The organism is Streptomyces sp. TSRI0281, assembly GCF_001905125.1.
GTDB lineage: Bacteria > Actinomycetota > Actinomycetes > Streptomycetales > Streptomycetaceae > Streptomyces.
Genome location: NZ_LWLE01000002.1, coordinates 344,585 through 362,452, shown reverse-complemented (window position 1 = coordinate 362,452; position 17,868 = coordinate 344,585). Strand labels below are relative to the sequence as shown.

Sequence of the window (17,868 nt, the reverse complement as noted above, 5' to 3'; positions counted from 1 at the left end):
GCACGGCATACGCGCCCGGTCCGATCCGGAGGAAAGCCCCGGGGAGCGCCCGACGACGGGTGAGATTTGCGCTGGAGTGCGCTCCAGCTCATAGCCTCCGAGACACCACCCGACCGAAGGGGATCATTCGTGCGTTACACACTGTTCGGCAGGACCGGTCTGCGAGTCAGTGAACTGGCACTGGGTGCCATGACGCTGGGCAGCCATGAGTCGGAGCCGGATGCCGTCCGGGACACCAGCGGGCGGATCGTCGACGCGTATGTCGAGGCGGGCGGCAACTTCCTCGACACGGCCGACATCTACGCGGCGGGCGCCTCGGAGACGGTCCTCGGGGAGGTGCTCGGCGACCGCCGCGACTCCCTCGTCCTCGCCAGCAAGTACACCTGCGCGACCGCCCGCGGCGACGCCAACTCCGCGGGCAATCACCGCAAGAACCTCGTGCGGTCGGTGGAGCGGAGCCTCGGCTGGCTGCGCACCGACCGACTCGACGTGCTGTGGGTGCACGCGCGGGACAACTTCACCCCGGTCGAGGAGGTCATGCGGGCCCTCGACGATCTCGTACGCACCGGAAAGGTGCTCTACGTCGGGGTCTCGGACTGGCCCGCCTGGGAGATCGCCCAGGCCAGTACGCTCGCCGAGCTGCGCGGGTGGACGGCCTTCGCCGGTTCGCAACTGCGGTACAGCCTGCTGGAGCGTACGCCGGAACGCGAACTGCTCCCCCAGGCACGCGCCTTCGACCAGGCCGTCTTCGCCTGGAGCCCGCTGGCCCGCGGCCGGCTCACCGGCACCCACTCCGTCGACGGCACGGCTCCGGCGGCGGGCGACGGCCGCGACGACACGGAACGCCGCGCGTACGAAACGGTCCGCGCGGTCGTGGAGATCGCCGAGCAGGGCGGCTGGACCCCGGCCCAGGTCGCGCTGGCCTGGCTGCGCGGGCGTCCCGGCAACATCGTCCCGATCATCGGCGCCTCCACCGAGGCCCAGCTGACCGACAACCTGGCCTGCCTGGACGTCGAGCTGGACGCGGACGCGGCCGAGCGCCTGGACACGGTGAGCGCGGTGCCGCTGGGCTTCCCGCACGACTTCCTGCGCGAACCGGGAATCAGGGAGACGGTGTACGGAGACCGCTGGGCGGACATCGAGGACCGGCGCTCCACCTACCGGCGTACGACGAGCGACGTCAGGTAGCGGCGGGCAGCGGCGCGGGGCGCACCTCCGGCGCGCGCGGGCCTCGTCGGCCGGCGCCCTACGTCCCCGCGACGCCCGCCACCCGCAGCGCGTGCACCAGGTCCCATTCGCTTTCCGTCGACACCTGACGAGCGGCGGCCAGGAGGCGGGGTACGAGGTGGGCCCGGCCGCCCCCGGCGATCCCGGCCGCGTCCTGCGGGGTTCGTACGCGCACGAAGGCGCCCAGCAGCGCCTGTGCCTCGGACGCCCGGCCCGCGCGGTCCAGGGCGACCACGGCAGCGGCGATGTCGGCGGCGGGGCGCGCCACCCCCAGGCGCAGCAACTGCCCGCAGTCCTCGGTGCGGCCCGCCGCGGCCAGCGCGCCCACCGCACCGGCGAGTCCTTCGGGCGGCAGCAGGGACACCTCCCACAGCAGGGTCGCCCAGTCGGCCGCCAGTCCCGCGCGGTGCAGGGCGAGGGCCAGTACCGGCAGATGTCCGGCGGGCCACGCCGCCGCCTCGCAGAGCACGACGTGCGCCTCGCCACTGCGGCCCCCGGCTCGCAGCCGGACCAGCTGCGCGACGGCGGTGGACGCGACGCGGAGGGCGGCGGGGTCCGGTGGGGTCTCCGGCACCGGGGCGGTGGCAGGGGCGGGGCCGTTCCCGTCCTGCGCGCCGCCGAAGCGGGCACCGCGCGGCGCCGCGGCACCGGCCGAGGGAACGGGCAGCACGGGGACGGGCGAGGGGGCGTGCCCGGTCTCCTCGTCGTCCACCTCAAGACCGGCGAACCGGGCCCCTCGGGGCTTCTTGCGCCGGGGCGCGGGCCCCGGAGCAGATGCCGGAGGGGGCGCCGAAACGGGCTCCAGAGCGGACGTCGGAGCAGGCCCCGGCGCGGGCCCCGGAGCAGATGCCGGAGCGGCCTGAGGCGCGGGGGACGGGGCAGCGGTGGGCCCAGTGGCCGGAGTGGCCGGAGTGACTGACGGGGCAGCGGAAGGCGCGGGTCCAGCGGGTGCGGGGAGGTGTTCCGCGCCGGGCTCGGGCCGGGGGCCCGGCACCCGCGCGGCGTCCTCGCCCGCGTCGCCCTCCTCCCGGAACCACCCTTCCGGAACCGCGACGGCAGCCATCCGCTGGCGCAGGTCCGTGCAGCGGGCCGAGGCGCGTTCGTGGTCGTCCCGGGCCCAGGCGAGCGCGTCCGTGTCCGGTGCGTGCGGGCCGCCCGCCGCTGCCGCGCCCATCCGCTCGGCCGCCCGGCTCTGTACCCGGAGCATCAACTCCAGCCGGTGGACGAGCGCTTGGCGCCCGCCGGGCTGCCGGTCGCGCGCGGCGGCCGATGCGGAGTACAGCGCGGCGGCCCGTACCGATGCACGCTCCGCGAACGCGGTGCCATGTGACACGGCGAGGTCCGACAGCAGGGACTCCACCACGTCCCAGGGCGGGATCTCGACACCGTCGAGGCAGGCTCTCATGCCTACGGGGTCGCGGCGGGTGAAGACTCCGTACCACCCGCCTCCGGGGTCCAGCCGGGCCGCGAGGTCCCGGAGGTACTGTGCGAACGCCCCTACTTCCACCGCGTGTTCCTGCACCGTGATCGTCGCCCTCGCCGACTGTCGACTGGAACCTTCCAGTCCGGAGGCATTCGACCGCAGGTGTGTTACGGGCGGGTCACGCGCGTCTTTCCACCGCGGTGCGGCTCAGAAGGTGACGGCGATACCCGTGTGCGGGCGCTTGCCGAGCCGTACGGCCGTGGCGGGCCAGTCGACGATCCAGAACTTCCAGGTGTACTTGCGGGCCAGTACCTTGCGTACCGCCCGGGTCCCCGCCCCGTCGAGCAGCCGCGCGGTGCCCTCGGCGCTGGGGGCGCCCTCCGCGATCCGGCCGCGCATATCGCAGACGGTGACCAGGACCCGGCTGTTGTTGCGCAGGCGTTTCACCTTCCACGAGTCGGAGCGGGTCCAGACGTACAGCACCTCGCCGTCGGCCGCCGCCCAGACGGGCGTGGCGACGGGGGTGCCGTCCTTCCGGTACGTGGTGAGGCTGACGTACTCGCTGCGGGCGAAGTCCTGAAGAGTCACGGGCGCGACCCTACGCGCCCGCTCAGGCGATCAGGGGAACCGCGTCCGGTTCCGGTGCGCATCGGGTGAGCAGGTCATCCATCGAGAGGCCGAGCGCCCCGGCCAGTGCCGCCACCGTGAAGAAGGCGGGGGTCGGGGCCCGGCCGGTCTCGATCTTGCGGAGGGTCTCGGCGGAGATTCCGGCGCTCGCGGCGATGGTGACCATGCTGCGTCCGTCGCGTGCCTCGCGGAGCAGTCGGCCGAGCCGTTCGCCGCGGAGGCGCTCTTCGGGTGTCAGGGGCGTACGTACCATTCCGTCATTCTAATACCGTGCGGACCGGTATACTCATTGGCTCGTTGCCGCTCGGGGCAGACACCTACTCAGTGCAGACACGTCCACCGCGGTGTGGGCCGGTCGACGCACGAGGATCCGCCGCTCCGGCCACCCGCTTCCCCGGCGCTCCGGTCCAGTGCGCCGATCAGGTGAGGCTCACCCGCCGCCGAGGAACTTCCTCGCCAGCGCCTCACCCGTGGTGACGGCCTTCGTGCGGCTCTCGATCGGCGAGACCCGGGAGCCCTTGAACACGAGGTAGGTGACGCCGGAGTCGGTGCCACCGGTCCGGGGGTCGGGGTCGATGCCGAGCGCGCGGGCGGTGGCGTACGACGCCTCTCCGATGATGCCGCCGGGACCCGTGTCACCCACCACTGCGTACCGCACCCGGTCACGGTGGATGACGGCGGCGACGCTGCCGCCCCTGATCCCGGACTTCCGGTAGTCCCAGACGGAGCTGGGTCCCGGCACCACGATGTACGGGAGCGCGGCCGAGTCCAGCGGTCTGCCGCCCGACGTCACGAACGCCGTCTCCGGCAGGAAGTACGGGTCGGTCCTCCTGTTGCACACCTTCGTCTTCCGGCCGTCGCAGTCGATGTCCATGTCCGCCTTCCAGAACACGGCATCGTCCGTGCCGCACACGGGGACGGTGGCCTTCGGCCGGGAGGCGTCCGTGCGGTACTTCCCCTTGGAGATCCGCGTACAGGACGTCATCCGGGCCAGCAGCGCGGCGGCGGTCACCGGTCCCTCCCCGTCCCCGGCCGGCCGGGAACCGGTAGTGGCGGTGGCGGGCAGTGCCGCGGGGCCGAGCAGAGCGGCGCCGCAGACCGCGGTCAGGGCGAGCGTTCGGGTACGCACGGTGGGGATGGCCTTTCCGCTGGACCCGAAGGCTCCGTAGAGCCTTCCTTGCAGACGCCGGGCTTCCGGCCGCCCCGCATCCAGCCGGGGCGGCCCGAAGCCGCGTCAGGTCGGCGGGGCCGGTACATGCGACAGGTCGCTCCGTACCGGCCCCGCCGACCGTGCTCGTCCGACCGGAGGTCAGTTCCTGCCGCTCGGATGCACCACCATGGCCGAGCCACCGCCCCGCCGCACCTTTTCCGCCGCCGCCAGCCACCGGCCGTCCGGCAGCCGCTGTACGCCGGTGGCCGCGCCGATCTCCGGATTCAGCTTGAAGGCGTGGCCGAGCGCCTCCAGCTCCGCCCGCACCGGGCTGTCCCAGATTCCGGGCTCGATCTCCGTCGTCGGCGCGTTGCGCTGGCTGGCGCGCGGCGCCGCGATGGCGTCGACCAGCGGGAGGCCCCGGTCGACATGACCGGTCAGGGACTGGAGCACGGTGGTGATGATGGTGGCGCCGCCCGGGGAACCCAGGGCCAGCACCGGCTTGCCGTGCTTCAGCACGATGGTCGGGGAGATCGACGACCTCGGCCGCTTGCCCGGACCCGGCAGATTCGGGTCGTGGACCGCCGGGTTGGCGGGCGCGAAGGAGAAGTCGGTCAGCTCGTTGTTGAGCAGGAAGCCGCGGCCGGGCACCGTGATGCCGCTGCCGCCGGTGGACTCGATGGTCAGGGTGTACGCGACGACGTTGCCCCACTTGTCGGCGGCCGTCAGATGCGTGGTGTTCTCCCCCTCGTACGTCGTCGGGGCGGCCGTCCCACCGGTCGCGCAGGTGGTCGGGTCGCTCGGGTCACCGGGCGCCAGCGGGCTGGTCAGCACCGCGTCGTCCTTGATCAGGCACTCCCGCGAGTCGGCGAACCGCTGGCTCAGCAGCCCGCGGGTCGGCACGTCCTCGAACGCCGGGTCGCCGACCCAGCGCCCCCGGTCGGCGAACGCGATCCGGCTCGACTCGATGAGCCGGTGCAGATACTGGACCTTGCCGACCCGCGAAAGGTCCGTGGACTCCAGGATGTTGAGCGCCTCACCGACACTCGTACCGCCGGACGAGGACGGCGCCATGCCGTACACGTCGAGCCCCCGGTAGCCGACCTTCGTCGGGTTCTGCCGCAGCGCCCGGTACGCCTTGAGGTCCTTGCCCGTCAGATCGCCCGGCCGCACCACCCGGTCGGCCCGCGGGTCGACGGGGGGCCGGCGGACCGTACGGACGATGTCGTCGGCCAGTTCGCCCCGGTACAGCTCGTCGACGCCCTCGCGGCCCAGCTCCCGGTAGGTGCGCGCCAGATCGGGGTTCTTGAAGACCGAGCCGACCACCGGCAGCCGACCGCCGGGCAGGAACAGCTCGGCGGACGCCGGGAAGTCGGCGAACCTGGCCTGATTCCCCTCGGTCTGCGAGCGGAACGTTTCGTCCACGACGAATCCGTCGTGGGCCAGCCGCTCGGCCGGCTTCAGCAGCGTACGCAGCGACTTGGTGCCCCAGGTGTCCAGCGCCTTGTCCCAGGTCGCCGGGGTGCCGGGGGTACCGACGCCGAGGCCGCTGGTGACGGCGTCGTTGAACGGGATCGGCTTCCCGTTCTCCAGGAAGAGCGAGGAGTCCGCGCTGCGCGGCGCGGTCTCCCGGCCGTCGATGGTCTGTACGGTGCGCTTCTTCGCGTCGTAGTAAACGAAGTAGCCACCGCCGCCGATGCCCGCCGAATACGGCTCCGTGACACCGAGCGCGGCCGCGGTCGCCACGGCGGCGTCGACCGCGTTGCCTCCCTTGCGGAGCACCTCGATACCGGCCGCCGAGGCGTCCTCGTCGACGCTCGCGACGGCTCCCCCGTACCCCACCGCCACGGGCGACTTGGCCGGCGCCGGCCGCGTGACGGCGGGCGGCGCGGAACCGGCCGGGGCCGCGGCCCCGATCGAGGCGACAACAGCGAAAACAGCTAAGAACGACGTGTTCCGGCCGACGGAACGGCGCATGTGTACCTCCGATAAGCGTTTCGTCCGCGCAGGGTAGCGTCGTGCCGCCCCGAACGTCAGGACCGCCTCGGACAACAACCCCGATGACCGCCTGTTCGGGCGGCCACCCGGTATCGGCGGGCCGGCCTTCACCTCAGCGCCGCCGGAACCGCCCCCGGCCCGCCGCCACCATCGCGTCGATCTCCACGATTCCCAGCGGCCGGGCCAGCAGGACCACCACGAGCAGCAGCACCAGGACCCCGGTCCCGGCGGCCACCGCATCGCCCGCGCCCTCCACCGCCCGCGCCGCCCCGTACGCCAGAGCCCCGGCGGGCACGCACGCGGCGATCAGCCGGAGGTGCGCCCCCAGCGCGGGCGACCGCAGCAGCGCGCGGCCGCCACCCGGCCCCGGGACGCGCCGGTGCAGCACATACGCGGTGACGGCGAACCCCGCGAGGAACGCCACCGAGTTCGCCCCGGCCATCCCGGTCACCGCCCAGCGGGCGGGCAGCAGCAGATACGCGGCCACGCACAGTGCGGCGTTGACCCCGGCGATCACCAGGTTGAGGAGGAAGGGGGTGCGGGTGTCACTCATCGCGTAGAAGCCGCGGGTGAGCACGTACTGTCCGGAGAGGGCGATCAGCCCCGGTGCGAAGGCCGCCAGCATGCCTGCCATCACCGCGATGTCGGCGTCCGTGGTCCGCCCGTACCCGAAGACCGACCCCATCACCCACGGTGCCAGCACGAGCAGGACGGCCGCCGCGGGCACGACGGCCGCGGCGCTGGTCCGCAGGGCGTACGAGACGTCCCGCCGCACCCCGGCCAGATCGCCGTCGGCCGCCGCCCGGCTCATCCTCGGCATCAGCGCGGTGACCAGGGAGACGGTGATGATGCCCTGCGGGACGACCAGGAGCTGGTACGCGTAGCTGTACGCGGTGTATCCGGCGCCGCCCGACACCCCCTGGTCGACGGCGCGCTGCCCGGTGCCGGTGGAGAGCCGGGTCACCACCCAGTAGGCGAGCTGGTTGGTCAGGACGAGCAGCACGAGCCAGCCGGCCGAGCGGAGCGGCCGGGTCAGCCCGCTGCCGCGCCAGTCGAAGCGGGGCCGCCAACGGAACCGGGCGGCGCGCAGCGCGGGGATCAGGGCGAGGGTCTGCACCGCTATTCCGGCGGTCGTCCCCCAGCCGAGCAGTTGGGCGTCGGCGTCGCCGAGGGCGCCGCCGGAGCCCGCGGCGACCGAGAGGTAGAGACCGAACACCGCGATGATCACGACGTTGTTGAGGACCGGGGTCCACATCATCGCGCCGAACCGGTCGCGGGCGTTGAGGACTTGACCGAGGAGGGTGAAGAGCCCGTAGAAGAGGATCTGCGGCAGGCAGTAGCGGGCGAGGGCGACGGTCAGCTCGGCCTGCCGGCCCGTGTAGTCGGTGTAGACGGAGACGATGAGGGGCGCACCGGCCACCGTGATCGCGGTGAGGGCGATGAGGCCGACCGTGCACACGGTCAGCAGCCGGTCGGTGTACGCGGCTCCGCCGTCGGCGTGGTGTCTGGCGGCCCGTACCAGCTCGGGGACGAAGACCGCGTTGAGGGCGCCGCCGATGAGCAGCATGTACAGGATGTTGGGGACGGTGTTGGCGACCGTGTAGCCGTCGGCCGCCAGCCCGGTGCCGAGTGCGGCGACGACGACCGCCGAGCGGATGAAGCCGGTGGCGCGGGAGACGACGGAGCCCGCCGCCATGACGGCTCCGCTGCGCAGCACCGAAGCGGGCTTCGCCGGGCCGTCCCCGGCGGCCTCCGCGCCGGAGGCGGTTGCGACGGAGGTTCCGGCGGCGGTTCCGGCGGCGGGGCTCGTTGCGGGGTCGGTTCCGCCCACCGGTCTCTCCTGGTCTCCGAGGATGTCGAGGGCCTCGTGCCCGGTCGTCGGGCCGAGTGCCGACGGCCGGAGGCCGAGGGTGGAGGGTACCCCGCACAGCTCGTACACCCGTACGTCCTCAGCGGGCCCTGCCGTCCCGCACCGCGTCGGTTGTCACACCGGGAATTCCTCGATTTCCGGAAATTTACGGAACCTTGGGCCGGGGAAATGCCTCTCTTCTCACGAGAAGCACTTGTCCTGGAGGTTTTCCCGTTGAGCTCTGCACGCCGGCACATACGCCGCATCGCCCCGGCCGGCCGTCCCGCCCGGCACGCCCTGATCGGCCCGGTCGTGGTGCTCGGTGCCGCACTCACCGCCTGTTCCGGTGGCGGGTCCGCCGCGGTGGCGGGGTCGGGGAAGGCTCCGGACACCAGCATCTCGGTGAACCTGCGGGGCACGAAGGCCACCGCGGGCGGGCCGGTGAAGGTGACGCTGGCGCGGGGCGAGCTCAAGAAGGTCACGGTGACCGGGGCCGAGGGCGGGGCGCTGACCGGGCGGATATCCGCCGACGGCCGTAGCTGGACGTCCGAGCGGGTCGCGGCGCCCGGCACGGCGTACACCGTGGAGGCGAAGGACACCGACGGCGGCAGCGACCGGGCCGGCTTCACCACCGCACCGGCGGACAAGGTCAACAAGCTGGCCCTCGCCCCGGGGAAGAACACCACGGTCGGCATCGGGCAGCCGCTGTCGATCGTCTTCGACAACCCGGTGAAGGACAAGGCCGAGGTGGAGAAGCGCCTGAAGGTCTCCACCTCGAACAGCACCGAGGGCTCCTGGGGCTGGCTCCAGGACTACTCCGGCAAGGACCGCGTCGACTGGCGGCCCAAGGAGTACTGGAAGTCCGGCACCAAGGTCACCCTGGACGCGGAGCTGAACGGCGTCGACACGGGCGGGTCCGGCGGCTGGTTCGTACGCGACTACACGACGACGTTCACGATCGGTGCCGCCCAGGTGGTCAAGGTCGATCTCGACAACCACCGGCTCGCCCTGCACCGCGACGGCAAGCAGGTCATGGACGTCCCGATGTCGGCGGGCACGCCCGGCGGCGACAAGGCGTCCTGGCGGGGCACGGCCGTCCTGATGTCCAAGGAGGGCACGATCAACATGCGCTCCGAGACGGTGGGCCTCGGCGATGCCTACGACAAGATGGTCGACTCCTCGATGCGTCTGACCTGGTCCGGGATGTACGCGCACGCCGCGCCGTGGAACGCCTCCTACTTCGGCCGCGGCAACCACAGTTCGGGCTGTGTCGGCATGAGCGACGCGAACGCCGCGTCGCTGTACCGGCAGGTGCGGGTCGGCGACCCGTTCGAGATCACCGGTGCCGACGCCAAGGGCACGGTGGCCGAGGGCAACGGCTACGGCGCGTGGAACGTCTCCTGGGCCGACTGGCGGACGAAGAGCGCGCTGAGCTGATCCGCGGCGCTCGCGCCCACTACTGACAACTCGTCCAACAATCGTTACCTTCGTGCGACACACCGACCAGTTACCAGCGGTAAACAACCGGGGTTACCGTCGGGTCACTGACCGACTTCCTCGGCTCCCACCTCGCGAGGAAGCGGACATGATCGCCTGGGGCAAGAAGCGCTCCCCCGCGACGTATCTGGACCGGATCAACGCCAACGGCTCCGCGATCATGATGGGCAACGCCTGGGGCGACACCATCTTCCCGCCCAACCAGTACGCCTCGTTCTACGAGAAGCTCACCGGCCCCAAGCGCCTGGAGTTCCGCCCCGGCGACCACGCCACCGCCGAGGCCACCGGACTGCTCGGCCTGCCCAACGACACCTGGACGAGCGCGCACCGCTGGTTCGACCGGTATCTCAAGGGCGAGCGCAACGGCATCGACATGGAGCAGCCGGTCCAGCTCAAGTCCCGTACCGACAAGGGTTACGAGGGCTACCCGGACTGGAAGTCGGTCGGCGCCGGGAAGCACCGGATCGAGCTGGACGGCACGAAGAAGATCCTGGCGAACGTCGACTCGGGTGCCAACGGCGGCATCGTCATGCTGTCCAACGCCCTCGACCAGTTCGTGAAGCTGCCGCCCGTCGCCTCCATCCCCCTGCTGCCGCGCGCCTTCGCGAGCGTCTGGCAGTCCGGGCCGTACGCCGCCGCCGCCGCCCAGCACATCCGTGGCACCGCCGCGCCGCACACCACGCTCACCAGCACCGAGGAGAGCGGCACCCTCGTCGCCCATCTCTACGACGTGGGGCCGCTCGGCCTCGGCAAACTGGTCAGCGACGCCCCCTACACGTTCCACGGGCAGACCCCGGGCCGGCCGTTCCCCGTGGACCTGGAGCTGTTCTCCACGGCCTACGACGTCCCGGCCGGTCACCGGCTCGCCCTGGTGATCGACACCGTTGATCCGCTGTACATCGAGCACAACCCGACCGGCTCGCAGCTGACCTTCTCCTCGCCCGGTACGGATCCGAGTTACCTCTCGGTCCCGCTGCGCGAGAAGTGATCACCGGCTGCTGCCGGGCGGGCGCTGCCCGGCTACTGCCCTCCCGGCAGCAGCGTCCCTGGTTCGGCCGGGGCCACATCCACCGCCTCGGTCTTCGGGTTGCGCCGCTGCCGTTTCGCCACCCAGGTGGCGAACCAGGAAAGCAGCATGCACATCCCGATGTAGATGGGTGAGATCACCATCACCACAGGGATGAAGGGAAGATCGTAGTCGAGATTCGACGCGATCAGCTTTCCCGCGTGGAGGAATTCCTCATAGGTGATCAGATAGCCGAGCGAGGTGTCCTTCAGGGCCACCACCAGCTGGCTGATGATGGTGGGGAGCATGGCGCGTACCGCCTGGGGTGCGAGGACGAAGGTCGTGACCTGCGTCTTGCGCATGCCGAGCGCGTACGCGGCCTCCCGCTGACCGCGATCCACCGAGTTGATGCCGGTACGGAACACCTCCGCGAGGACGGAACCGTTGTAGAGGGTCAGCCCGGCGACCAGCGCGGGCAGCGGCTGCACCTTCAGCGCCACGAAGATGAAGAAGATCATCACCAGCACCGGCATGGCCCGGAAGAATTCGACCAGCAGTGTCGAGATCCAGCGCACCGGCCGGTGCGCGGAGAGCCGGCCGACGGCGAGCAGGGCACCGAGTGCCAGGGAGAGCACCGCGGCGTACCCGAACGCCTTGAGGGTGTTGCCCAGTCCGCGCAGCAGCAGCTCCTGGATGCCCTTGTACTCGAAGGGCGTCCACTTCTCGCTGGTGAACTGGTTGGTGTCGAAGAGCAGATAGATGACCCAGCCGACCAGCGCGAGGATCAGGATCGTGGAGCCGACCCCGTACAGGAAGTGCCGTTTGCGGGTCAGCGGGCCCGGGATGTCGTAGAGCGCGGTGGCCGTGGGCATGGAGCGGGCGGTCATCGGGCGACTCCCCAGCGCTTCTCCAGCACGTTGAAGAGCGCGCTGATGGACAGGGTGATGATCAGGTAGCCGACGGCGATCCAGATGAACGTCCAGATGATGCTGTAGCCCAGCTCATTGAGGGTCTTGTAGGTGCCGAGCAGCTCCGTGACGCTGAACGCTCCCGCGATCGCGGAGTTCTTGGCCAGCGCGATGAGGGTCGAGCCGACCGGCGGGATCACCGAGCGGAAGGCCTGCGGCAGGACCACCTGGCTCAGGGTCTGCCCGAAGGACATGCCGAGGCTGCGGGCGGCCTCGCCCTGGCCGGTGGGCACGGTGTTGATGCCGGAGCGCAGCACCTCGCAGATGAACGCGGAGGTGTAGCAGCCGAGCGCGAGGACCGCGAAGACCTTGAACGGCAGGACCAGGCCGAAGCGCGGCAGGCCGAGCAGGACGGCGAAGAACAGCAGGGTGAGCGGGGTGTTGCGGAGCACCGCCACCCAGACCGTGCCCAGCACCCGGAAGGAGCCGACCGGGGCGACCCGGCAGGAGGCCATCACGAAGCCGAGGACCAGCGCCAGGATCGAGGCGTACACGGTCAGCTCGACGGTACCGAGGAAGCCCTTGCCGTAGAGGGAGAAGTTCTCTGTCAGTACATCCATGTGCGGTGCCGTCCCCTCAGTTCGCCGGGTAGCGGTCGATGGGCGGGGGCTTCGGTGCGGGCACTCCGGACAGGCCCAGCGTCGCTTCGAACGCCTTCTTCCAGTTGCCGTTCTTCTCGTTGGCCTCCAGGGCGTCGTTGAGCGCGGCGCGCAGCGCGTTGTCGCCCCGGGGCACGCCGATGCCGTACGGCTCTTCGGAGAACGGCTTCCCGACGACCTTCATCTCGTCCGGAGCCTTCGCCGCGAAGCCCAGCAGGATGGCGTCGTCGGTGGTGACGGCGTCGACCTGGTAGGTCAGCAGGTTGTCGACACAGATCGAGTACGTGTCGTAGGCGACGAGGTCCGCCTTGGGATAGTCGGCGGCGATGCGCTGGTACGGGGTGGAGCCCGCCGCCGAACAGACGGTCCTGCCGTCCAGGTCCTGCGGCCCGTGGATGTCGTTCTCGTCGGTGCGCACCAGCAGCCCCTGCCCGGCCAGGTAGTAGGGGCCGGCGAACCCGACGAGTTTCTTGCGCATGTCGTTGATGGTGTAGGTGCCGACGTAGTAGTCGATCTGGCCGTTCTGCAGGGCGGTCTCGCGGTTGGCCGAGGCGATCGTCCTGAACTGGACCGACTTCGGCTCGAATCCGAGCGAGGCCGCCATCATGCGGGCGATCTCGATGTCGAAGCCGGAGTAGATCCCGGTGGCCGGGTCCTTCTCGCCCAGGTAGGGCTGGTCCTCCTTGGCGCCGACCACGAGGTGGCCCCGCTTCTTGGCCTTCTTCCAGGTCGTGGAGCCGGGCAGTTCGAAGCCGGTGTCGACCTTGTACTGCGGCAGCGCCTCCGGCTTCGGCCCCTTGACCGGCGGGCTGCCCTCCTTGCCGCACCCGGCGGCGAGCAGGGCGAGCAGAAGGCCGGCCAGAGCGACCGCGCCCGTCCTCGTACGTGACCTTTTCGTATGTGACGTTTCCGTACGCGAGTTCCTCGTACGCAACATGGAGCCCCCCGTCAGTGCTTGAGGATCTTGGACAGGAAGTCCTTGGCGCGGTCGCTCGACGGCGCCGTGAAGAAGTCCTCCGGGGTGCGGTCCTCGACGATGCAGCCGTCGGCCATGAAGACGACGCGGTTGGCGGCGGACCGGGCGAAGCCCATCTCGTGCGTGACCACGATCATGGTCATGCCCTCCTGGGCGAGCTGCTGCATGACCTCCAGCACCTCGTTGATCATCTCCGGGTCGAGTGCCGAGGTGGGCTCGTCGAAGAGCAGCGCCTTGGGGTCCATGGCCAGGGCGCGGGCGATGGCCACGCGCTGCTGCTGACCGCCGGAGAGCTGAGCGGGGAACTTGTCGGCCTGGGAGGCGAGGCCGACCCGGTCCAGCAGTTCCCTGGAGCGCCGGTCGGCCTCGTCCTTCTTGCGCCTGCGGACCTTGAGCTGGGCGAGCGAGACATTGGCCAGCACGGTCTTGTGGGCGAACAGGTTGAACGACTGGAAGACCATGCCGACTTCGGCCCGGAGCTGCGCGAGCCCCTTCCCCTCCTCCGGGAGGGGCTTGCCGTCGATGGCGATGTAGCCCGATTCGATCGTCTCAAGTCGGTTGATCGCCCGGCAGAGCGTTGATTTGCCGGATCCGGAGGGGCCGATGACCACCACCACCTCCCCGCGGCCGACGGTGAGATTGATGTTCTGCAGTACGTGCAGCTCTCCGAAGTGTTTGTTGACGTCCCGCAGCTCGATCAACGGATCGACGGCCATACGCTGCCCTACCCACTTGTCGCTGTGTCGAGGTCAGCGCAAACTATCCATCCCGACAAGGGACTTCGTACCCGACACGCGCATATAGGGCATAAGGCTGTTTATCTCGATTCGGTGACGCGGGTCAGCTCTCGGCGGACTCCGCGTACACCTGGGAAAGCTCGGGGCTGCCCGCCATCGCCCAGTCGAGACCGGCCGCGACGACATCGATCTCGCGTCCGGAGGCCAGGCGCACCACGGGCTGGCCGCTCGGCCAGACGTCCCAGGCCGCACCGGGCACGGTCCGCACGAGAACCGTGCCGAGGTAGAGGCCGGCGTCGTTGCCGAGCCAGGGCAGTTCCTCGGGATCGTCGCGCCAGCGGGGCGGCAGCTGGTCGAGCGCGGTCAACGAGGCGGGGCTGTCGTCGAGTTCGAGTCCGTTCTGCCCCGCTCGGACACGCAGCAGTTCGCATTCGGCGAGCAGCTCGGCCACGCCGTCGGGATCCGCTTCGACGGCGGCGGCGAGGGCCGCTCCCGGCGTACCGCCCTGACGCTTACGCCAGTTGTCCAAGAAAGGGATGTTCATACCACTAGGGTCCCATCCCCGCCGCGATCCGCACCACAGGGCGCGCGGCCGTTGCCGATCCGACACCGGCCGCGGTCGTGCGGGACCTGCCATCTAGGGTGCGTACATGATCTCGCAGACCTATCTGTCCGAACTGTTCTCCCTGGAAGGCCGGGTCGCCGTGGTGACCGGCGGGAGCTCCGGCATCGGCCGGGCGATCACCGGAGCCCTCGCCCGCGCGGGGGCGAGCGTCGTCGTCGTGGCACGCCGGGAGGCGGAGCTGGCCGCGACGGTCGACGAGCTGACGGGAGAGGGCTGCCGGGCGGCGTGGGTGAGCGCGGATCTGAGTACCGCCGAGGGTGTGCGTACGGGAGCCGAGGCGGCGGCCACGCCGTACGGGGAGCCCGACATCCTGGTGAACTGCGCCGGGATCAATCTGCGGCCGCCCATGGGCGAGCTGGGCGAGGACGTCTGGGACACCACGATGACGGTGAACCTGAAGGCGCCCTACCTGCTGGGACAGCGCTTCGGACCCGGCATGGCCGAGCGGGGCTTCGGGCGGATCATCCACATCACCTCCCAGCAGGCGCACCGCGCGTTCGTGAACAGCGGTGCGTACGGGGTGTCCAAGGGTGCCCTGGAATCGCTGGCCCGCTCGCAGGCGGAGGCGTGGTCTCCGCACGGCGTCACCTGCAACACGCTGGTGCCGGGGTTCGTGCTGACGCCGCTGAACGAACGACTCGCCTCCGATCCGGAGAAGGTGGCGGCCCTGGCGGCGCGCACCATGGTCGGACGCAATGGTCTGGCCGAGGACTTCGCCGCCGCCGCGGTGTTCCTGGCGGGCCGGGGCTCGGCCTATGTCACCGGCCAGTCGATCTTCATCGACGGCGGGTTCTCGGTGCACTGAACCCGCCGCCGCACCCGTCGGTCAGGATTCCTGCTGCCACAGGGCCGCCGCCGCGTCGGTCACGGCGGTTTCGACGGCGGCCGAAGCGGCGTCCTTGCCGATGCCGAGGCCGGTGAGCACACCGGAGCCGTCCTCGAACTCCAGCAGGGCCAGCAGGACGTGCTCGGTGCCGACGTAGTTGTGCCCGAGCCGGAGCGCCTCACGGAAGGTCAGCTCCAGGACCTTGCGGGAATCCGCGTCGTACGGGATCAGCTCGGGCACCTCGTCCACGGCGGGAGGCAGTGCGGCGGCCGCGGCGGTGCGGACGGCGTCCGGGCTCACCCCCCGGGCGGTGATGACCCGGGCGGCGATGCCGTCGGGCTCGGCGAGGAGGCCGAGCGCCAGGTGGGCCGGGAGGATCTCGGCGTGCCGGGCGGCCTGAGCCTCGTTGTGGGCGGCCATGACGACGTTGCGGGCGCGCTGGGTGAAACGGCCGAATCCCTGGCTCGGGTCCAGGTCGGAGCCGGAACCGGCGTTCGCATCGGTCTTCTTGGGGACGAAGCGCTTCTGGGCGGCCTGCCGGGTCACTCCCATGCTCCGGCCGATGTCCGTCCAGGAGGCGCCGGAGCGGCGTGCCTGGTCCACGAAGTGGCCGATGAGGTGGTCGGCGACGTCACCGAGGTGGTCGGCGGCGACGACCGCGCCCGACAACTGTTGCAGGGCGTCGGTGTGGCTGTTCTTGATGGCCGCGATCAGATCGTCGAGGCGCACGGATGGCGTTGCGGGAAGAGGCTGCGTCATGTGTCAACCGTAGGTTGACGCCCTTGAGGTGTCAACCTACGGTTGTCAGTAGATCCCGCTGCCGCCGCTCAGAGGTCGAGGTCGACGACCACCGGGGCGTGGTCGGAAGCGCCCTTGCCCTTGCGCTCCTCCCGGTCGACATAGCTGTCCTTGACCGCCGCCGTGAACGGGGCGTTGCCGTAGACCAGGTCGATGCGCATGCCCTTGTTCTTCGGGAAGCGCAGCTCGCGGTAGTCCCAGAAGGTGTACGGGTGGTCGTACTTGAGCGGGCGGGGCATCACATCGCTCAGCCCCTCCTCCCGGAGCGTCGCCAGGGCGGCGCGCTCGGCGGGGGTGACATGGGTGGCGCCCTCGAAGGGCGCGGGGTCCCAGACGTCCTCGTCCGTCGGGGCCACATTGAAGTCGCCCAGGACCGCGAACGGCAGCGCACCCGCGGCGTCCACCGCCACGGCCTTCTGGAGCGCCTCCAGCCAGCGCAGCTTGTACGCGTAGTGCGCGTGCTCGACCTCGCGGCCGTTGGGCACGTAGACCGACCAGACACGGACCGGGCCACAGGTCGCGGAGATCGCCCGCGGCTCCCGCACCCCGTCGTACTCCGGGCCGTCCGGCAGTCCCGTGACGACATCGGTGAGCCCGACCCGGGAGAGCAGCGCGACCCCGTTCCACCGGCCGGTGGCGTTGACTGCGGACTCGTAGCCCAGCTCGCGCAACTCGTCGGAGGGGAACTGTTCGGCCGTGCACTTGGTCTCCTGGATGCACAGCACGTCGGTGCCGGTGCTCTCCAGCCAGGCCAGCAGCCTCGGGAGCCGGGCGGTGATCGAATTGACGTTCCAGGTGGCGATGCGCATGGCAGCAAACCTAGCCGGTCCCACTGACAGTCGCCGTCGGTCCGGCCCTAGAGCGCCCGTGCGTCCGGTCGCCGGGCAGTCCGGCGACCGGTCGGCCGTTCAGACTTCCGTGACGTCCCCGGGCGCCAGCCGGCCGTGGTCGGCGCCGCCGAGGCTGCCGATCTGGTTGTCGTAGATGGGCCGCGCGAGATCGGTGAGCAGCGCGTCGTGGATGTCGATGGCGCGCCGCGGCCTGACCTCGCGTACGTAGTCGATGACCTCCGAGATCTTGTTCCACGGGGCCATCACCGGGAGCATCAGGGTGTCCACCGGCCGGTCGGGGACGGTGAGCGCGTCCCCGGGATGGAAGAGCGAACCGTCCACCAGGAAGCCGATGTTGGTGACCCTCGGGATGTCCGGGTGGATCACCGCGTGCAGCTCTCCGTGCACGGCCACCTCGAATCCCGCGGCGGTGAAGGTGTCGCCGTGCCCCACGGTGTGCACCCGCCCCGGGAAGGCGGCGGAGAGCTGATCGGCCACACTGCGCAGCGTCCAGATCTCGGCCGCCGGGTTGGCCGCGAGACCGGCCCGCAGCCGCGCCTCGTCGAAGTGGTCCGGGTGTTCGTGCGTGACCAGGATGACGTCGGCACCGATCGCGGCGTCGTCCTCGGAGAAGCCGCCGGGGTCGATGACGAGCGCCTGCCCGTCCTTCTCGATCCGGATGCAGGAGTGCGTCTTCTTGGTGAGTGTGAGAGGCGATGCGTTCATGCCGCT

Annotated in this window: 17 protein-coding genes and 1 pseudogene; 4 read left to right on the top strand and 14 right to left on the bottom strand. The window is 70.9% G+C overall.

The features are described from left to right. The first annotated feature begins 129 nt into the window (after positions 1 to 129). Positions 130 to 1,188, top strand: coding sequence for an aldo/keto reductase (locus tag A6A29_RS08210; RefSeq protein WP_073719303.1), 1,059 nt, complete (start codon positions 130 to 132; stop codon positions 1,186 to 1,188). A 58-nt stretch (positions 1,189 to 1,246) separates the two neighbouring features. Here the strand turns inward: A6A29_RS08210 and A6A29_RS08205 are convergent, their stop codons facing one another. The 6 genes from A6A29_RS08205 to murJ form a co-directional block, all read right to left on the bottom strand. Continuing rightward, entirely contained in the window at positions 1,247 to 2,755 is a 1,509-nt protein-coding gene (locus tag A6A29_RS08205; RefSeq protein ID WP_073719302.1) for a hypothetical protein, read from the bottom strand. A gap of 102 nt (positions 2,756 to 2,857) precedes the next feature. Continuing rightward, positions 2,858 to 3,238, bottom strand: a complete 381-nt coding sequence (locus tag A6A29_RS08200; protein WP_073719301.1) for a PPOX class F420-dependent oxidoreductase — start codon at positions 3,236 to 3,238, stop codon at positions 2,858 to 2,860. 22 nt (positions 3,239 to 3,260) lie between these two features. Then, complete coding sequence (locus A6A29_RS08195; protein WP_073719300.1) at positions 3,261 to 3,530, bottom strand: helix-turn-helix domain-containing protein; 270 nt, start codon at positions 3,528 to 3,530, stop codon at positions 3,261 to 3,263. 177 nt (positions 3,531 to 3,707) lie between these two features. Continuing rightward, positions 3,708 to 4,406, bottom strand: coding sequence for a glycoside hydrolase family 75 protein (locus A6A29_RS08190; RefSeq protein WP_073719299.1), 699 nt, complete (start codon positions 4,404 to 4,406; stop codon positions 3,708 to 3,710). A gap of 180 nt (positions 4,407 to 4,586) precedes the next feature. Continuing rightward, positions 4,587 to 6,404, bottom strand: coding sequence for a gamma-glutamyltransferase (gene ggt, locus A6A29_RS08185; RefSeq protein ID WP_073719298.1), 1,818 nt, complete (start codon positions 6,402 to 6,404; stop codon positions 4,587 to 4,589). Between the two features lie 133 nt (positions 6,405 to 6,537). Next, entirely contained in the window at positions 6,538 to 8,256 is a 1,719-nt protein-coding gene (gene murJ / locus A6A29_RS08180) for a murein biosynthesis integral membrane protein MurJ (RefSeq protein WP_073719370.1), read from the bottom strand. 252 nt (positions 8,257 to 8,508) lie between these two features. Between murJ and A6A29_RS08175 the strand changes: the two genes are divergently transcribed. Both A6A29_RS08175 and A6A29_RS08170 read left to right on the top strand, forming a co-directional pair. Further along, on the top strand, positions 8,509 to 9,711 hold the full coding sequence (locus A6A29_RS08175; protein WP_073719297.1) for a L,D-transpeptidase: 1,203 nt from the start codon (positions 8,509 to 8,511) through the stop codon (positions 9,709 to 9,711). Positions 9,712 to 9,815: 104 nt separating this feature from the next. After that, a pseudogene (locus A6A29_RS08170) lies at positions 9,816 to 10,759 on the top strand (CocE/NonD family hydrolase C-terminal non-catalytic domain-containing protein); the annotation flags it as partial. Positions 10,760 to 10,791: 32 nt separating this feature from the next. Here the strand turns inward: A6A29_RS08170 and A6A29_RS08165 are convergent. The 5 genes from A6A29_RS08165 to A6A29_RS08145 form a co-directional block, all read right to left on the bottom strand. Continuing rightward, positions 10,792 to 11,664: an amino acid ABC transporter permease gene (locus A6A29_RS08165; protein ID WP_073719296.1), complete on the bottom strand. Its 873-nt coding sequence runs from the start codon at positions 11,662 to 11,664 to the stop codon at positions 10,792 to 10,794. Beyond that, the gene (locus A6A29_RS08160; RefSeq protein ID WP_073719295.1) at positions 11,661 to 12,305 is read right to left on the bottom strand and encodes an amino acid ABC transporter permease; all 645 of its coding nucleotides are present in this window, start codon (positions 12,303 to 12,305) and stop codon (positions 11,661 to 11,663) included. The genes A6A29_RS08165 and A6A29_RS08160 overlap by 4 nt, the downstream gene beginning before the upstream one ends. A gap of 16 nt (positions 12,306 to 12,321) precedes the next feature. Then, positions 12,322 to 13,281, bottom strand: coding sequence for a glutamate ABC transporter substrate-binding protein (locus A6A29_RS08155; protein WP_241838376.1), 960 nt, complete (start codon positions 13,279 to 13,281; stop codon positions 12,322 to 12,324). An 11-nt stretch (positions 13,282 to 13,292) separates the two neighbouring features. Then, positions 13,293 to 14,036 (bottom strand): amino acid ABC transporter ATP-binding protein, encoded by a 744-nt coding sequence (locus A6A29_RS08150; protein ID WP_073719294.1) that lies wholly within the window; start codon positions 14,034 to 14,036, stop codon positions 13,293 to 13,295. A gap of 124 nt (positions 14,037 to 14,160) precedes the next feature. Next, the gene (locus tag A6A29_RS08145) at positions 14,161 to 14,601 is read right to left on the bottom strand and encodes a DUF6278 family protein (protein WP_073719293.1); all 441 of its coding nucleotides are present in this window, start codon (positions 14,599 to 14,601) and stop codon (positions 14,161 to 14,163) included. Between the two features lie 106 nt (positions 14,602 to 14,707). Here A6A29_RS08145 and A6A29_RS08140 point away from each other — a divergent pair, with 106 nt between their 5' ends. After that, entirely contained in the window at positions 14,708 to 15,487 is a 780-nt protein-coding gene (locus tag A6A29_RS08140) for an SDR family NAD(P)-dependent oxidoreductase (protein ID WP_073719292.1), read from the top strand. Between the two features lie 21 nt (positions 15,488 to 15,508). Here the strand turns inward: A6A29_RS08140 and A6A29_RS08135 are convergent, their stop codons facing one another. The 3 genes from A6A29_RS08135 to A6A29_RS08125 form a co-directional block, all read right to left on the bottom strand. Continuing rightward, a complete protein-coding gene (locus tag A6A29_RS08135) occupies positions 15,509 to 16,267 on the bottom strand; it encodes a Clp protease N-terminal domain-containing protein (RefSeq protein WP_073719291.1) in 759 nt (252 codons plus the stop codon). Positions 16,268 to 16,335: 68 nt separating this feature from the next. Continuing rightward, complete coding sequence (locus A6A29_RS08130; RefSeq protein ID WP_073719290.1) at positions 16,336 to 17,115, bottom strand: exodeoxyribonuclease III; 780 nt, start codon at positions 17,113 to 17,115, stop codon at positions 16,336 to 16,338. Positions 17,116 to 17,214: 99 nt separating this feature from the next. Further along, complete coding sequence (locus A6A29_RS08125) at positions 17,215 to 17,862, bottom strand: MBL fold metallo-hydrolase (RefSeq protein WP_073719289.1); 648 nt, start codon at positions 17,860 to 17,862, stop codon at positions 17,215 to 17,217. Positions 17,863 to 17,868: the final 6 nt, after the last annotated feature.

Bases quoted from the DNA above. Each gene is read 5' to 3' on its own strand.
- A6A29_RS08195 (WP_073719300.1), bottom strand. From the start codon at position 3,530: ATGGTACGTACGCCCCTGACACCCGAAGAGCGCCTCCGCGGCGAACGG.
- ggt (WP_073719298.1), bottom strand. From the start codon at position 6,404: ATGCGCCGTTCCGTCGGCCGGAACACGTCGTTCTTAGCTGTTTTCGCT.
- A6A29_RS08165 (WP_073719296.1), bottom strand. From the start codon at position 11,664: ATGACCGCCCGCTCCATGCCCACGGCCACCGCGCTCTACGACATCCCG.
- A6A29_RS08160 (WP_073719295.1), bottom strand. From the start codon at position 12,305: ATGGATGTACTGACAGAGAACTTCTCCCTCTACGGCAAGGGCTTCCTC.
- A6A29_RS08155 (WP_241838376.1), bottom strand. From the start codon at position 13,281: ATGTTGCGTACGAGGAACTCGCGTACGGAAACGTCACATACGAAAAGG.
- A6A29_RS08150 (WP_073719294.1), bottom strand. From the start codon at position 14,036: ATGGCCGTCGATCCGTTGATCGAGCTGCGGGACGTCAACAAACACTTC.
- A6A29_RS08145 (WP_073719293.1), bottom strand. From the start codon at position 14,601: ATGAACATCCCTTTCTTGGACAACTGGCGTAAGCGTCAGGGCGGTACG.
- A6A29_RS08140 (WP_073719292.1), top strand. From the start codon at position 14,708: ATGATCTCGCAGACCTATCTGTCCGAACTGTTCTCCCTGGAAGGCCGG.
- A6A29_RS08135 (WP_073719291.1), bottom strand. From the start codon at position 16,267: ATGACGCAGCCTCTTCCCGCAACGCCATCCGTGCGCCTCGACGATCTG.
- A6A29_RS08130 (WP_073719290.1), bottom strand. From the start codon at position 17,115: ATGCGCATCGCCACCTGGAACGTCAATTCGATCACCGCCCGGCTCCCG.
- A6A29_RS08125 (WP_073719289.1), bottom strand. From the start codon at position 17,862: ATGAACGCATCGCCTCTCACACTCACCAAGAAGACGCACTCCTGCATC.